Source organism: Streptomyces sp. NPDC048825 (genome assembly GCF_043198355.1).
GTDB classification, from domain to species: Bacteria; Actinomycetota; Actinomycetes; order Streptomycetales; family Streptomycetaceae; genus Streptomyces; species Streptomyces xiangluensis.
Map to the genome: position 1 here is coordinate 284,862 of NZ_JBICUR010000001.1, position 14,235 is coordinate 299,096.

The following is a 14,235-nucleotide window of genomic DNA, read 5'->3' on the forward strand; positions in this document are numbered from 1 at the left end:
GGATTTCCGCCTTTCTCAGCTGCCGGTAGTAGTCGTGTCCTGGATGAAAAGGCGCCAGCCTGCCGGTGAGCAAGGCACACCCGCCTCGACGACCCCGGGTACCCGGATGCGGCTCCGCCATCCGGCGGACCTGCGGCAATCGAGTGACTTGTGCCTGTCACCGCAGCAGTCGCAGTACCAGGCGGGGAGCACGATCTACCAGGGCGGCTGCGGCCAGACCGATCGCGGCACCGACTGCGACGTCGGAGGGGTAGTGGGCACCCGTGTGTACGCGTTCGGTCGCCACCAGGGCGGCCGGCACCGCACACACCGCGCCCGCCCATGGCCACACCGCTGCCACTGCGGCACTGAACGCCACTCCTGCGGCGGTGTGTCCGGAAGGGAAGGACGAGGAGTCGGGGCGGTCATGGACCTCCTCGTGCGAGATCCATTCCTTCGGCGGCCGGCGCCGGTGCCACATCTGCTTGAGGACGCAGTTCGAGGCCAGTTCCGCCACGGCCATGCTCGCCAGGCCGGCGGTCGCGGCCCTGCGCCCCCGCCATCCGGTGGCGGAGAGGGCCACGGCGGCGCCCCACCACAGCTTGGTGTGCTCGGCACTCTCCTCCACCGCCGGCAGGACCCGGCGTACGCAGCTCGACGGCCATGAAGCCGCCCACCGCGTCAACCGGTGATCACCCTCGCGAAGTTCCGCCAGCACTCTCATGACCTGCGGCTTCCCGGTCTGAGCAGCGCCTAACTCGATGTCCTCGGCAATTACCTCATTCGAGGCGGCGTCGGTCTTCCTCGCTCCACGTACGGGTGTCGCGGGGCGGGACATAGGGCTCTTCGTCGTCGGGGAGACCGCCGGCGACGGCGCGCTGGCGGGCCATCTCCGCGTCGAATTCCAGGCCGAGCAGGATCGCGATGTTGCTGATCCACAGCCACACCAGGAAGACGATCACCCCGGCGAGGGTGCCGTAGGTTTTGTTGTAGGAGGCGAAGTTCGCCACGTAGAACGCGAACCCGGCCGAGGCGATCACCCAGATCACCAGGGCGAGCACGCTGCCCGGGGTGACCCACTTGAAGCCGCGGCCCTTCACGTTCGGGGTCGCCCAGAACAGAATCGCGATCATGATCGTGACCAGCACGACCAGCACCGGCCACTTCGCGATCGACCACACGGTCAGCGCCGTGTCCCCGACTCCCAGAGCCGTCCCCGCCTGGCGGGCCAGGCCGCCGGTGAACACCACGATCAGTGCGCTGACCACCGCCAGCACCAGCAGCGCCACGGTCACGCCCAGGCGGACCGGCAGCACCTTCCACACCGGCCGTCCTTCCGGGGTGTCGTACACGGCGTTGGCGGTGCGGATGAAGGCCGCGACGTAGCCGGATGCCGACCACACCGCCACCGCCAGGCCCGCGAGCGCCACGACCGAGCCAATACCCGCGTTGCCCTGCAGCTGGGTTACGGCATCGCGGATGACGTCGCGGGCCGATCCAGGGGTGAGTTTCTGGAGGTTGTCCAGCACCTGCTGCGTCGCCGACTGACCGGCGATCCCGAGCAGCGAGACGAGGACCAGCAGCGCGGGGAAGAGGGAGAGCACCCCGTAGTAGGTCAGCGCCGCCGCCCGATCGGCCAGCTCATCGTCCTTGAACTCCTTGACGGTGCCCTTCAGCACCGCCCGCCAGGAACGCCCCGGCAGCTGAGTGGGCTCATCCGGGGCCCGCCGCTCCACCTGCTCATCTGGTCCCGCACCCCCCTCGCGCCCGGGCTCAGCGTCCCGGCCGGTTGCGTCGTGCCGGCCCTGCCTCCGGGTTGTGATGTTCCGTGCCATGGCGGACGGGTATCCGCGCGCCCACCCGGCATGCACCACACCCCAGATGCGCCCGAATTGATCAATTTAGCGAGTTTCATGATGTTCGCGAGGGTTAGCCGGTCTGGCAGGCCGATGGAAGGAGTATCGCGATGATCACCCGAGAGCAGATCCCGAGTGTGCTGGATCACCCGGTCCACGACGTCGGCGGCACCAAGATCGGCGACGCCAAGCACGTCTTCCTCGACGACGTCACCGGCGAGCCCGAATGGGTCAGCGTCAAGACCGGCCTGTTCGGCACCAGCGAATCCTTCGTGCCGATCCACGACGCCAGCCTGGTCAAAGACCACCCGACGCCAGCCGAGATGCGGCCATGGCAGGCCCGGACATCAGCGAAGCGGAGCACGAAGTGACGCTGCACGCCGAGCGGCCCGTTGTGGAGACCAAGGCCGAGCCGGTCGAGCGGGTGCGCCTGACCACCGACGAGCGCACCGAGGAAGAGACCGTCACAGGCGAGGTCCGCAAGGAGCAGATCGAGGCCGACGAGCCCGAGGGCAAGCGTCAGTCGTAACGCCGTTACCCATGGGCGCAGGGGATCTTGTCCCACCGGTCAGCGGTCTCCCGCCGCCCTGCGCTCTAGCCTAGCCAGACGCTGCCTTCAAAAGTGATCACAGCTACGGTGAGGTGTGCTGGCAGTGGGCCGCGACAGCGGCATCGAGAGCCTCGCGCACGTCGTCGGGCAGTGCCCCGCCAGCGGGCCAGCCGACGAGAATCTCTGCCACCATCCGCAGTTTCCTGTTGGTGTTCATCGACACCTCACGCAGCAGGTCCCACGCCTCATCGGGAGTCGTGCCTGCCAAGGCGACCAGCACACCCATGGCCTGGTCGATACGGGCGCGGGCCAGCATGCCCTCTTTGAGTTGGCGGTTTTCCTCCCTCAGGGCCAGCAATTCCTCCGCGGCGCCTGCCGCGGAGGTGTGACCCACTGGAAGGGACCCGGTCCGGGGGTGCCGATCAGCAGAAGTCATGTCCCCGCGCCTGCCCCGGCGGCAGTGCGCTACCCGGCGCCGTCGGTGAACGGCCGGTGAAGCACGGCAGCCCCCACTGCATGTCCGCGTTCATGTCCGCTGGGCATGCGTTACGTGCCCGGTGGCATACCGGCCTGTCTAGGCGTGCGTACCGCCGGGATGCGCTGGTGTTGCTCGGCTTACCCAGCACCCACGGGCCCCACCAGTGGACCCAGACCGGGATGGCCACATCACTCAGGGTTCAAAGCGGCGGCGATCGTCTTCTTCCCGCTTCCGGGTGTCGCGCGGCTCCACATACGGCTCTTCCTCGGCCGGGTGACCGCCCGACAGCACGTGACGGTCCGTCTCCGCTCGAACTCCAGGCCCAGCAGGATCGCCAGGTTCGTGATCCACAGCCATGCCAGGTAAATGATCACACCGGCCGGAGCGCCGAAGGTTTGTTGTAGGAGGCGATGCTGGCCACGTGCGGCGGAGGTGATCAGCCAGATCAGCAGCGCCAGGAAGCTACCCGGCGTGATCCAGCGGAAGCTGCGGACCTTCACGTGCGGTGCCGCCCAGTACAAGATCGCCATCGTGATCGTGGCCAGAACGACGAGCACCGGCCGCTTCGCGATCGACCACACGCCGGCCTTCCGAAGTCATAGCGGGTCGTGCCCCATTTGGCTGTTCTATGTGGATATGTGGGGTACCCGCCGTCGTGGACGCGGATCCGGAGGCGCCGACTCCGTCGGCTGCCTCGGAGCACCGAAGGAGGAGTCGCTCATGAGTGAAGATGCCGGTCGTGTTCAGCAGACGGGGCAGAAGGCGAAGGAAGAGACGTCGGCTGTGGCCGCGCAGACCGGGCAGGCGGTCGGCGAGGTCGCTGGGACGGCTGCCGAGCAGGCAAAGGCCGTCGCGGGCGAAGCGCGCGCGCAGGCAGGCGGTGCGATACGCGACCTCAGGCAACGCGCAGTGGAGGAGAGCCAGGGACAGGTGGATCGGCTGGCCGGGACGGTGCGGAAGTGGGCCGATGACCTCGCGGGGATGGCGGAGAACGCCTCGGGTGACTCGCCCGCCAGGAGCCTGGCGGCCCAGGCAGCCGATCAGGGCCACCGCGCGGCGGACTACCTGGACAAGGACGGCGTGGAGGGCCTGGTAGGCGACCTGCAGAACTTCGCGCGGCGCCGGCCGGGGGCATTCCTGGGCGGGGCGGTGCTGGCGGGTCTGGTGGTGGGCCGCCTGGCCAAGGCCGGCACCAAGGCCGCGCAGGCCCCGTCGGCCCCGCCTCCGGACGTTCGGCGGCAGGGGCTGGAACGCGGGGAGAGCAGCGCGCTGCCTACTGGCACGCCGGTGCCGCCGCCGGAGCTGTCCGGTTATCCAGCCCATCCGGGGGTGTGAGATGTCGTCGAGCTATCCGCAGTCGCCGGGAGCCGGTGGACAGCAAGAGGCGGGTCCAGACCGCTCGGCGGGCGATCTGCTGTCGGCGGTGACGTCGGATCTGCAGACGCTGTTCCGCCAGGAGGTGGAGCTGGCGAAGACGGAGATCCGCGAGGAGGGCGCCAAGGCGGGCAAGGCCGCCGGGATGTACGGGGGTGCCGGGTTCGGCGGATACATGGTGGCGCTCTTCTTGTCGCTCGCGGCCGTTTTCGGTCTGGCCAACGTGATGGACGCCGGCTGGGCGGCACTGATCGTCGCCGCCGTGTGGGCGGGGATCGCGGCCGTGCTGTACGTGATGGGCCGCTCCCGGATGCGGGAGGTGTCCCCGAAGCCGGAACAGACCATGGACACCCTGAAGGAGGACGCGCAATGGGCACGGCACCCGACCAAATAAGGTCCGAGATCGACACCACCCGGGAACGCCTGTCGGACAACGTCAACCGGCTCGCCAACCGCGCCCGCCCCGGGCAGATGGTGCGCCGCCGCACCCGGCGGGTACGCGGCGCGGTGTCGGGGCTTCGTGACCGCGTCATGGGCACCGTCGCCGAATCGGCGGGGACGGCGCGGGACCGCACTGTGCTGGCCACGGAATCCGTGAAGGAAAGCACAGGCGAGGCTGCGGACACGGTGCGCCAGACGGCCGGGCAGGCCGCCGGTCAGGTCGGTGAGGTGGCCGGACAGGCTCGCGAGGCGGTGAGCCGGGCACCGGAGCAGGCGGTGCGGCAGACGCAGGGCAACCCGCTGGCCGCCGGGCTGATCGCCTTCGGCGCCGGACTGCTGACCGCCTCTCTCCTGCCGACGTCCCAGGCCGAGGAACAGGCGGCCTCCCGGATCACCGAGCAGGCCGGCGAAACGCTCGAGCCGGTCAAACAGGCAGCCGTGGAGTCCGCGCAGCAGCTGAAGCAGGACGCCACCGAGGCCGCACAGCAGGCAGCGCAGGAGGTGAAGGACACCGCCGCGGAGGCCGCGAAGACCACCAAGGAGGAGGCCCGCGACAAGGCAGGCCAGGTCTCAGAGGAGGCCCGCGAGTCCGGGCAGCAGGTGGCCGACGAAACCCGCGGACAGAGCTCCGGCCCTGTCTGACCCTTGACACCTCGCCGGCCCGGGCACCCCACGGGGACTGCCGCGCAGACCGGGGTCGCCTCCTTCCCCGGTCTGCGCGCCGGCAGCGACCCCGGCACCCTGCTCCCGCCGGCGGGCGTCCTGACCGTCAAGGGGTCGATCCATCCCGCTGGTGAGGCGATTGGGCGCCGCGGCCCATACGAAAGTGAATGTACGGAGGTGATCGCATGACGTCACCCAGGGCCTGGTCGACCATGGAGAGCCATCCCGACCTTGTCGAGATGCGCCAGCGCCCCGAGCGCGCCGCGACCCTGCGGGCGCAGGTCATCCAGGTGATGGCCGTGCTCACGGGCCTGTACCTCGCGGCCTCCCCTTGGATCCTGGGGTTCAACGGCGGCGGCTTGCCCAGGCTGGTCATCACCAACCTGATCGTGGGGATCGGCTATGCGCTGCTCATGAGCGGCGGCTTCGGCCGTGCCTATGACCGTACGCACAGCATGGCGTGGGCCGCGTGCGCACTGGCCGCGGGGACGGTCGTTGCGCCATGGGTGGTGGCAGGCAACGTCGACACCACAAGAACCATCGTCAGCAACCTCATCACTGGTCTGATCGCCCTATTGCTGGCCCTTGCCGCGAGCACAGGAGCCAGCCCCCCGCCCCGCACGCGGTGAACCCAGGCGCGTACAGGGCGCCCGCCAAGGAGGAGCCGGCGGCTGATCAAGCCGGTTCCGTGAAGTGGGGGGCTCGGTGAAAAGGAGAACGCACATGATCACCCGCGAGCAGATACCCGCCGTGCTGGACCACCCGGTCTACGACGCCGACGGCAACAAGATCGGCGACGCTAGGCACGTCTTCCTCGATGACGCCACCGGCCAGCCGGAATGGGCCTCGGTCAAGACCGGCCTGTTCGGCACGAGTGAGTCGTTCGTCCCCATCCACGACGCCACCGTCGTCGAGGACCACCTTCAGGTGCCGTACCCCAAGGAGAAGGTCAAGGACGCCCCCAACGTCGATGTCGACGCCGGAGGTCACCTGTCCGAGCAGGAGGAGCACCGCCTGTACGAGTACTACGGCATCGACTGGGACGCCGCCTGGCAGCAGGCCAACCAGCCCGGCGAAGGCGGCTGGGCCCAGGCCGACACGGCACAGTCGCGCACAGGTGACGACGCGATGACCCGCTCCGAGGAGCAGATGCATGTCGGCACCGAACGCCGTGAGGCCGGCCGTGTGCGTCTGCGCAAGTACGTCGTCACCGAGGAGCAGCAGCAGACGATCCCTGTGCGTCACGAGGAGGTCCGGGTCGAACGCGAGCCGATCACGGACGCGAACGTCGACGCGGCCCTGTCCGGACCGGAAATCTCCGAGGACGAGCACGAGGTAACCCTCCACGAGGAGAAGCCCGTGGTGGAAACCAAGGCCGAGCCCAAGGAGCGGGTCCGACTGACCACCGACGAGGTCACCGAGGAGGAAACCGTCACAGGTGAAGTCCGCAAGGAGCGCATTGAAGCCGACGAGACCGAAGAGCGCGGCAAGCGCCGCCGCCGTTGATCTCCTCGCACTCCGGGTGCCCGGACCGGGAGTGACGGCCCGCCCGGGTGCCCGGACCAGGTTGTGGCCCGGCTGGGAGGGCACCGCCTGGAACCCGGGGGCAAAGCAGTTGTCCGGCCAACAGCGCCCACGCACCAGCCCAAAAGGCCCCCGGGAGGGCGCGAGTGCCGGGCCCGCGTCTTCCGTCCAAAGGAGCTGGGTCATGAAACTGCGACACAGACATGACGACACTCGCCATGACCGGGGTCACGAAACCCGCGAGCAGCGGCAGGCCACGGCGTACGGCCGCGAGGACAAGCCGGAGAGATTCGGTCCGGATGCGGAGGTGGAGCGGCGGTCGCCGGACACTCCGACGGACCTGCCCAAACGCTCCTGGGGGGCGGTGCTGAAAGGCGCTCTGAAGGAGTTCAAGAAGGATGAGCTGGCCGACCGGGCCGCGGCGCTGACCTACTACGGGCTCCTGGCGCTGTTCCCGGCCCTGCTGGCGCTGATCTCGCTGCTCGGGATCGTCGGACGGTCCGCGACACAGCAGGTCCTGGACAACATCCAAAACCTTGCCCCGGGCGCGGCGAGGGACGTCCTCACCAACGCGGTCCGGCAGATGCAGGGCAACGCCGGGCTCGGGTCGATCATGGCGATCGTGGGTCTGGCGCTCGCCGTCTGGTCGGCGTCCGGCTATGTCGCCGCGTTCATCCGGAGCGCGAACGCGGTCTACGACGTCCCCGAGGGCCGCCCGGTGTGGAAGGTGCTGCCGCTCCGGCTCGGTGTGACGGTGGTGCTGATGGTCCTGGCCGTGGTCAGTGCGCTGATCGTCGTCTTCACCGGCGGCCTGGCCCAGCAGGTCGGTAAAGCCCTGGGCATCGGGGACACGTTCCTGACAGTGTGGTCGATCGCGAAGTGGCCGGTGCTGATCATCCTGGTCACGATCATGATCGCGATCCTGTACTGGGCGACACCCAACGTGAAGGGCCGCGGCCTCAAATGGGTCACACCCGGCAGCTTCCTGGCGCTGGTCATCTGGATGATCGCCTCGGCCGGGTTCGCGCTGTACGTGGCGAACTTCGCCTCGTACAACAAGACCTACGGCACGCTCGCCGGCGTGATCATCTTTCTGGTGTGGCTGTGGATCACGAATCTGGCGATCCTGCTCGGTCTGGAGTTCGACGCGGAGATGGCCCGCCAGCGCGCCGTCGCAGGCGGTCATCCGGCCGGCGAGGAGCCGTACCTAGAGCCGCGCGACACCCGCAAGTGGGACGAGGAGGACCGCCGCCGTTTCGAATGATGCGATCGGCTCGGCACTGGGGCCCACTGGTGGGCCACTGCAAGCGGCGTCGCCACCGCATGTGAGCGGCGGCGAGTACGCCGCCGGTGCGCTCCGCGGCCTGCAGCAGTGCGGACGCGGCCGTCGACCGTTGCCTCGTCGCCGTTCTCGGCACGTCGCATCCTCACCTGACGATGACCAACCGCCCACTGAGACAGTGAACGGTGGCCGGTCATGCGACGCTGCGTGACTTGGCGATGGCGATGAGTGTGCCGCGCTCGCGGTGGCGCCTTTCGTAGTCCAGCACCTGGCGGGCTTCGGCGGGGGCGGCAGTCTGCAGCCGGGCGGCGATCTGGTCGGGGATCATGGCGTCGTACCCGGGCCACGGTTCGCTGCCGCGTAGCCGCTCGATGGCGTTCAGGATCTCCGGCCGGCCCGCGTGGGCCCGCTCGTAGCCGTCGAGCGCGGACAGCTGCGCCTGGGAGAGCGTGGGCAGGCGCTGGACGATGTCGGCGACGCGGAAGTGCTCGTATCCGAGGATCGGCGGCCCCTCTTCCCTGGTGACCGCGTCGTCGTCCTCCTCGGGCATTCGGCGGAGCGCGCCTGTGGCTGTGCGCGTAGCTCGGGCACCGCCCTCGGCGGCTTTTCGGACCCGTTTGACGGCAGAGCGCAAGGTGCTTGTGGCGGCATTCGGCAGGTCGCCGTCACCGGATTGCGTGCCGTAGCCGCTGCCGGCGACCGCCGTGGCCCGGGCCTGCTGAGCGAGGCGGTCCTCGAGCGTCGCGAGCAGTTCCTCGTCCTGGCGGCGCAGCGTGGCGAGCAGGTCGGCGGCGACTTGGTCATGCGCCTGCTCGGCAATGCTCTCCCCGGCCCGACAGGCCGCCAGCGCCCGGGCGGTGATCGAGTATTCGTTCTCGGTGTGTCTCACCACCTGGCGCGGGCTCGGCCCTTTGCGACGATGCAGTATGGCGGTCGTGATCGCCGCACCGATCTCGAGCAACAGCCCGGCCATCCGGACGGTTGCCCGGGCGGTGAAGCGGACCCGGTCGGCGGTGTCCCGCAGCGGGCGGCCGGGGCGAAGTTCACGCATGTGTCCGTCGATGCGGGCGACACAGTGGTACGTGTCGTCTATGTGACGTTCCAAAATCTTCCGTCGAGGGCCCGCGGCGTGGACGGCGATATCGGCCCGGAAACGGTCGATGGCCGCAGTGTGAGCATCACGAGCGTCCTCAAGCGCCGGGACAAGCGCATCTGTCGTCACCGCTGTCATGGCGTGCCCTACCTTCTGGCATGGGTTCGAACTGGTCAGATCGGTGGATCCTGCAAGGGCCGGGTATGGGTGTGGTTGAGACCGTCTCAGGGCCCGCGAAGGTCTGCCGCTCAACAGCCGGTACCAGCCAGGCCCCTGCTGCCTGAGGCGGAAGCGCAACCACCTCGAGTACCCCCGCACAGCTGGATGATTGCCGGGAGCCGCTGCGGAGTTTCCACCGAGCAGGTGCGTGAGCGTGGCGCCGGGCTAGCCGTGCGTGGGGACGCCCCTCCATGTCGAGGCCGCCGTGGCTGAATGAGCGGGCGCCGGCTGCCGCTGAGCTGAGGCACCAGCCGGGGGGGGCGGGCCTGGCCGGTGTGGTTCGCGTGGTCCCGGGTTACTTGCCGCTTCAGGGCAGGGATATCGAAGGCATTCACGGTACCAATGACCAAGCAGCCAGTGACGGCGCTGCCAGATGCGAGGCCCTCGACCAGATGTCAACCTGGTCAAAGAACCAAAAAACGATGGAGGTGCGGTCATGGGCGCAGACGGGATGAAGCAGCGGGCCAAGGACATGGCTGACAAGCTGCTGCACAAAGGCCAGGGCGGGCAGAGCAGCAAGGCACGCCACAAGACCCAGGGGCGCAACAAACTCCTCGAGGAGCAGATGAAGAAGCTGCAGGAGCGGCGGCACCGGCATCGGTGACCAGTAGCCAGCCCCAGTGCCGGCCAGAACGTATCAGTCACGCGCTCGGTCGGGCGTTTCCGCTACGCGAGCTTGCGTCGTACGCTCGCGCCGCTGAAAGCGCGCTGGTCTTGTAAACAAAGGTGCCGTCGAGGCTGGGACTGTGCTTGGTCTTGGCGCCTTCGACGCTCACATGCCCAGGGCCGTCGAGGTTCAGGTTATGGGTATGGCAGTCGCCTCCCGACCCGCCCTGCCTCACCCTGTTCTGTCCTCGTGCTAGGCCCCGCACCGTCTGGCACACACGGCTCTTTCCATGCCGTCGGCACCACGTCCCGGCGGCCAAGCCCAGAGCAAGACCGTTTCGCCGCAGTACCGCTGGTACCTCTCAACCACCGGCAGGGGCGACGACGGCACACCGATCGTGGGAGCAGTTCCCTCCTACGGCCGCCCTGGGAATGCGCATCCGGCGCAGCAGATCGCGAGTGAGGCGCTTGTCGAGCGTGGTGCGCCAGGTGACACCGGGATGCTGGGAGCGCAGATGCGACAGCGCCCTGGTGCCCAGCCCGCAGCCGCGGAACGGTTCGTCTAGAACGACCTCTGTGATCACGCCCTCGGCGCACTCATCGCACGCTCGATAGGTCACCCGCCCGACCACCTTGCGGATGTGCACCAACAGCAGACACTCCTCGCCCGCACCCTCCAGAGCGGAAGAGGGCAGCATCTCGATGCCGCGGTAGGCCAGAAGCCTGCGATGCCACCGGCCCCCTTGTCGTCCGGGACGCCGATGCCTTCCTTCAGCCCGCCGCTGTGAGGCGCCTGCACCTACAGGCCGACCGTTTGAGTTGCTCATGGCATACATCTGGTTTCCCTGCATTCCATCGCACCTGCCCCCAATCCCCGGGCCTCATGTCACGACGCCATGTCACTTCGCGCCCCCACGCCACTCGCAGCTGCGCACCGCCCAGTCGGTCAGCTTCTCCACCGAGCTTGAGCGCCTGCCTTCGGTGCAGCTCCCCCGCACAGACGGGTCCCCCCATGGGAGCACTGCGGCGCTCGCCCTGTCGCCAGCATGCAGCCGACCGGTCAGCCAGACCGGCATGCCGATGGTGAACACCGTGGCCCGGAATTCACCGACGCCGCTGAGCGCCAGCGCGCACCGATCCGAGGGCCGTGCCTTCATTCGGTAGCGAGCACGAGCGGGACCGAAGGGACATCGGAATCGGCCTCGGGCAGTCCGAGGTACTCACGGACGGCGGCGTTGTCGCCCGTTGCGTCAGCGAGACGGGATGCGGCCTCGAAGGCGCGCGCTTGAATACGCTCGATTTCTGTCTGAGCATCGTCGATCGGGTATCCGGCATCGATGAGCATCCGGACGCCGGTCTCGACGGACAGGACCCCGGCTCCGACGCCCTTGACCACCTCGTCGAGAACGGCGGCGCGGTCGGTCGGGGTGTGCGGCCCCCACATCAGTTGTGCGGGCAGCGACTCCCCCGCGGGCCAGCCCTCGGCCTGCCCTGCCTGGTGAAGGCGCTGCACCATGCGCAGCAGGACCACGTACTTGTGAGTGCGGGCCAAACGCATGGCGCCGACCAGCGAGTCCAGCGGGCCGAGCGCCAGCTGTAGCGCATAGCCCGACGGCAGGGCGGTCGGGTCGAGGGTGCCGAGGCCGGCGGCAGTGAGGCGGCTGTTTGCGGCGATGCGGTCCAGGATGTGGTCGACGCGGGCCCGCAGCTCGGCGAGCTGAGCGGAGGTGTCCAGAACGTCCATGCGACCGTTGTCGTTGAGCTGCCATACCGTCCCTGCGCGGACCTTCACCGGGAGCGGTTGACCGGTCGCGCGGTCGATGGGCAGTCGGGCCCCAGCCAGGCCGATAATCGGGGAGCCGGTCGTGGCCGATGCTCCTGAGCTGTCGGTGTCGGTCGCGGACAGTTCGTCTAGGGCCTGGAGGACGGTGGCCACGGTGGGCTTGCCCCAGTGCTCGCCGCTGGCAGGGATGCTGTTCGTGATGTGGATGACAGGTATGAAGTCCGCCATCAGGTCGAGCCTGTCGAGGACTTCACCGTCCGATCGGACCCGGTACCGAGCCTTGTGCATCGGCAGGTCGTACAACAGGTCGGCGTGCTTAAGGTCGTCCAGGTCCCATTCCGCGTCGGTCAGGTAGCACGTCCACGGCGAGGGCCGGGTGGGTGCCCACGGGTAGGTGCGGGTGATGAGTCCTGTGTCGGCGTTACGCGCGTCGCCCGTGACCAGGACCGGGTCGCCGCTGTCGGCGTACAGGTACTCGCGTGTCGGGCTTCCGTCCTTTGCTGCGCCGCGCCGACTGGCCGGTCCGATCGCTCCGAGTTCGTAGGTGACCCGCCGAAGCCTCGCTTTGAGCCCGCGCCGTTTGTCTTCGGGCAGTTCCCACGCCAGGTGAACGCGCAGTGGGAACTCGGCACCGTCCTGCTCGCCGTCCTCCGGCCACTCCGGGAAGTACAGGCCCGGGTCCCAAGTGCGCAGCAGGACCCGGCCCTTCCCCGGGTCCCAGGCCAGGATGTAGACGGCGTCGCCCAGCAGGATCGCGGTTCTCTCAGCCTGTTGAAGGCGCAGCGGCAACATTTCCTTCTCCGCCCAGGCCCTCAGCTTGTCCTGTACGGCCAGCGCCGCGGCTGCCTCGGCGGTCGGCTCGTCGTCCATGTGCTCCGCGCCTGCCACGCTAATGATCTGCTGGGAGCCGAGGAGGTAACCGAGCGCGGTGTCGACCAGCTTGGAGGCGTCGCCGAGTTCCCTCCGCTCGATGCCCGCCTCGTCATCGCCTGTCACGGCGGCGACCTGGCCAGCCTGATTGGAGTCGTACGCGGCCAGCAGCCGGTAGGCGGCCAGGCGTCGCAGGTCCTCGTCCGGCACCCAGGATCGGGTCAGTTCCGCCCAGGTGTTACGGCCCGGCCGACGCGGATCGGCCATGGCTGGCTTGTAGTCCAGCCAGCTCCAGACGTCGGTGATCAGCTCGCGCAGGCCCACAATGCCCCTCCAGGCAGTCGGCCCCGCGCCGCAAGATCAGGTTACGGCGTCCCGGCGGCCTGAGCAGCCTGGGTGTTGAGCTCGTCCTCTGCATGGTCGAGTCGTCGCATGAGAAGGCTCGCGAAGGCGAGCATTTCCTGTGCTTCTTCAGGGTCGTCGGCGTAGTGAGGGCCGTGCGCTCTCGGGTTCCGCAATCCCGTCATCGCTCCCTTGAACAGGTCCCGAAAGCCTTCCCGCTCGCTTGGCAGCGACGGGCCGACGGCCTGCGTAACCACGAGCATCGGCGTCGCTGACCCAAGTGCCAGCCCCATGAGCCGCGCCCCGACTTCGGGCAATCCGCTCAGCGTTTGCACTCGGTGCTCCACAGCCTGGAAGGCCCGCATCACTGCGTCCGCGTGCTGCCCGTTCTCGAAGCGTTCAGCCGCTACAGCAGCCACTTCGTGGTGGAGAGGGATTGATACGGCGAACGGAGGTGTGCGCGACAGCCGGAGCTGGGGTGGAGCAGCGAAGACTGGATCCGGGGGTATCGGCGCAAGCAGCCCCTGCCGAGTGGTCCAGTACGCGAGCGCCGTGTCTGCAACGCCGACAAATGCCCTGATCCGGCGATCGAAGTTCAGCGACCAGCTGTAGTCGGCGATGTTAGTGCTCGATCCGCCAAACGCCGGCTCCACACCAGCCAAGAGGACGGCGCGATAGATGACGCGTGGATCCTCGGGAAGGGAATTCCGTCCCAGCAGGTCGGGCAAGGTCTCCGCATCGAGCGTACGAGCTGTGAATGGCGCACGGATGCCGCATTCGATTTCGGTAGCCAGATCGACCAGCCGAAGGTACATGTGCGTCTCGGGCTCAGAGTTCGAGCAGTTGAAGGCGCCCGCGAAGGTGAGCTCAAACGTCTGGCCGGTGTTCACGCTCACGGGCATGTTCCAGTTGACCCCGTGCACCAAGTCGCTGGACAGCTCGGCCAGGGCCTCTTCCAGGTGAACGCCCTCTCGGAAGAGAAGAGTGTCGATGTGATCGACGGACGGCCAGGCGTCGGCGGCCTTGAACGCCTCCCACACCTTTTCGAGGAGTGCCCTGCCCTTGTCGCCGCTCGGCTCAGACACTCCTACCGTGGTCGAACTCGTCTGGCTCATGTGCACTCCCACCGCTGATCACAACGGATCGCAGATTAGCGGTTGACCGGACCGGCGGCC

At 68.4% G+C, this 14,235-nt stretch carries 14 protein-coding genes and 2 pseudogenes; 8 read left to right on the top strand and 8 right to left on the bottom strand.

Translation table 11 applies throughout. The features are described from left to right. Positions 1 to 157: 157 nt before the first annotated feature. Together ACGFNK_RS01325 and ACGFNK_RS01330 are read right to left on the bottom strand one after the other, a co-directional pair. On the bottom strand, positions 158 to 703 hold the full coding sequence (locus tag ACGFNK_RS01325; RefSeq protein ID WP_393410761.1) for a phosphatase PAP2 family protein: 546 nt from the start codon (positions 701 to 703) through the stop codon (positions 158 to 160). Between the two features lie 55 nt (positions 704 to 758). Further along, the gene (locus ACGFNK_RS01330) at positions 759 to 1,814 is read right to left on the bottom strand and encodes a YihY/virulence factor BrkB family protein (RefSeq protein WP_393410763.1); all 1,056 of its coding nucleotides are present in this window, start codon (positions 1,812 to 1,814) and stop codon (positions 759 to 761) included. A gap of 131 nt (positions 1,815 to 1,945) precedes the next feature. Here ACGFNK_RS01330 and ACGFNK_RS01335 point away from each other — a divergent pair. Next, positions 1,946 to 2,364 (top strand): annotated as a pseudogene (locus ACGFNK_RS01335) (DUF2382 domain-containing protein). A 103-nt stretch (positions 2,365 to 2,467) separates the two neighbouring features. Here ACGFNK_RS01335 and ACGFNK_RS01340 read toward each other — a convergent pair. Next, positions 2,468 to 2,779: an ANTAR domain-containing protein gene (locus tag ACGFNK_RS01340; RefSeq protein WP_393410765.1), complete on the bottom strand. Its 312-nt coding sequence runs from the start codon at positions 2,777 to 2,779 to the stop codon at positions 2,468 to 2,470. Positions 2,780 to 3,055: 276 nt separating this feature from the next. Next, positions 3,056 to 3,444 (bottom strand): annotated as a pseudogene (locus tag ACGFNK_RS01345) (YhjD/YihY/BrkB family envelope integrity protein); the annotation flags it as partial. Between the two features lie 139 nt (positions 3,445 to 3,583). On the opposite strand from ACGFNK_RS01345, the gene ACGFNK_RS01350 reads away from it, so the two are divergent. The 6 genes from ACGFNK_RS01350 (at position 3,584) to ACGFNK_RS01375 (ending at position 8,129) form a co-directional block, all read left to right on the top strand. Then, a complete protein-coding gene (locus ACGFNK_RS01350; protein ID WP_393410767.1) occupies positions 3,584 to 4,198 on the top strand; it encodes a hypothetical protein in 615 nt (204 codons plus the stop codon). 1 nt (position 4,199) lies between these two features. Further along, complete coding sequence (locus ACGFNK_RS01355; protein ID WP_393410769.1) at positions 4,200 to 4,631, top strand: phage holin family protein; 432 nt, start codon at positions 4,200 to 4,202, stop codon at positions 4,629 to 4,631. Further along, positions 4,607 to 5,320: a DUF3618 domain-containing protein gene (locus ACGFNK_RS01360; protein WP_393410771.1), complete on the top strand. Its 714-nt coding sequence runs from the start codon at positions 4,607 to 4,609 to the stop codon at positions 5,318 to 5,320. Before ACGFNK_RS01355 ends, ACGFNK_RS01360 begins: the two co-directional genes overlap by 25 nt. Before the next feature lie 206 nt (positions 5,321 to 5,526). Further along, a complete protein-coding gene (locus ACGFNK_RS01365; RefSeq protein ID WP_393410773.1) occupies positions 5,527 to 5,970 on the top strand; it encodes an SPW repeat protein in 444 nt (147 codons plus the stop codon). A 94-nt stretch (positions 5,971 to 6,064) separates the two neighbouring features. Beyond that, positions 6,065 to 6,847: a DUF2382 domain-containing protein gene (locus ACGFNK_RS01370; RefSeq protein WP_393410775.1), complete on the top strand. Its 783-nt coding sequence runs from the start codon at positions 6,065 to 6,067 to the stop codon at positions 6,845 to 6,847. Positions 6,848 to 7,049: 202 nt separating this feature from the next. Next, positions 7,050 to 8,129: a YihY/virulence factor BrkB family protein gene (locus ACGFNK_RS01375; RefSeq protein WP_393410777.1), complete on the top strand. Its 1,080-nt coding sequence runs from the start codon at positions 7,050 to 7,052 to the stop codon at positions 8,127 to 8,129. 211 nt (positions 8,130 to 8,340) lie between these two features. Here the strand turns inward: ACGFNK_RS01375 and ACGFNK_RS01380 are convergent, their stop codons facing one another. Further along, positions 8,341 to 9,198, bottom strand: a complete 858-nt coding sequence (locus tag ACGFNK_RS01380) for a hypothetical protein (protein ID WP_393410779.1) — start codon at positions 9,196 to 9,198, stop codon at positions 8,341 to 8,343. A gap of 697 nt (positions 9,199 to 9,895) precedes the next feature. On the opposite strand from ACGFNK_RS01380, the gene ACGFNK_RS01385 reads away from it, so the two are divergent. Further along, on the top strand, positions 9,896 to 10,063 hold the full coding sequence (locus ACGFNK_RS01385) for a hypothetical protein (RefSeq protein WP_393410781.1): 168 nt from the start codon (positions 9,896 to 9,898) through the stop codon (positions 10,061 to 10,063). A 364-nt stretch (positions 10,064 to 10,427) separates the two neighbouring features. Here the strand turns inward: ACGFNK_RS01385 and ACGFNK_RS01390 are convergent, their stop codons facing one another. The 3 genes from ACGFNK_RS01390 to ACGFNK_RS01400 form a co-directional block, all read right to left on the bottom strand. Then, complete coding sequence (locus ACGFNK_RS01390; RefSeq protein ID WP_393410783.1) at positions 10,428 to 10,763, bottom strand: GNAT family N-acetyltransferase; 336 nt, start codon at positions 10,761 to 10,763, stop codon at positions 10,428 to 10,430. 455 nt (positions 10,764 to 11,218) lie between these two features. Further along, positions 11,219 to 13,042 carry a hypothetical protein gene (locus tag ACGFNK_RS01395; RefSeq protein WP_393410785.1) on the bottom strand — a complete coding sequence of 608 codons (1,824 nt, stop codon included), beginning with the start codon at positions 13,040 to 13,042 and terminating at the stop codon, positions 11,219 to 11,221. 41 nt (positions 13,043 to 13,083) lie between these two features. Then, entirely contained in the window at positions 13,084 to 14,175 is a 1,092-nt protein-coding gene (locus tag ACGFNK_RS01400) for a TIGR02391 family protein (RefSeq protein WP_393410787.1), read from the bottom strand. Between the last annotated feature and the right edge of the window lie 60 nt (positions 14,176 to 14,235).

Coding starts and splice junctions, on each gene's coding strand:
- ACGFNK_RS01325 (WP_393410761.1), bottom strand. CDS start 703: ATGAGAGTGCTGGCGGAACTTCGCGAGGGTGATCACCGGTTGACGCGG.
- ACGFNK_RS01330 (WP_393410763.1), bottom strand. CDS start 1,814: ATGGCACGGAACATCACAACCCGGAGGCAGGGCCGGCACGACGCAACC.
- ACGFNK_RS01350 (WP_393410767.1), top strand. CDS start 3,584: ATGAGTGAAGATGCCGGTCGTGTTCAGCAGACGGGGCAGAAGGCGAAG.
- ACGFNK_RS01355 (WP_393410769.1), top strand. CDS start 4,200: ATGTCGTCGAGCTATCCGCAGTCGCCGGGAGCCGGTGGACAGCAAGAG.
- ACGFNK_RS01360 (WP_393410771.1), top strand. CDS start 4,607: ATGGGCACGGCACCCGACCAAATAAGGTCCGAGATCGACACCACCCGG.
- ACGFNK_RS01365 (WP_393410773.1), top strand. CDS start 5,527: ATGACGTCACCCAGGGCCTGGTCGACCATGGAGAGCCATCCCGACCTT.
- ACGFNK_RS01370 (WP_393410775.1), top strand. CDS start 6,065: ATGATCACCCGCGAGCAGATACCCGCCGTGCTGGACCACCCGGTCTAC.
- ACGFNK_RS01375 (WP_393410777.1), top strand. CDS start 7,050: ATGAAACTGCGACACAGACATGACGACACTCGCCATGACCGGGGTCAC.
- ACGFNK_RS01380 (WP_393410779.1), bottom strand. CDS start 9,198: ATGCGTGAACTTCGCCCCGGCCGCCCGCTGCGGGACACCGCCGACCGG.
- ACGFNK_RS01385 (WP_393410781.1), top strand. CDS start 9,896: ATGGGCGCAGACGGGATGAAGCAGCGGGCCAAGGACATGGCTGACAAG.
- ACGFNK_RS01390 (WP_393410783.1), bottom strand. CDS start 10,763: ATGCTGCCCTCTTCCGCTCTGGAGGGTGCGGGCGAGGAGTGTCTGCTG.
- ACGFNK_RS01400 (WP_393410787.1), bottom strand. CDS start 14,175: ATGAGCCAGACGAGTTCGACCACGGTAGGAGTGTCTGAGCCGAGCGGC.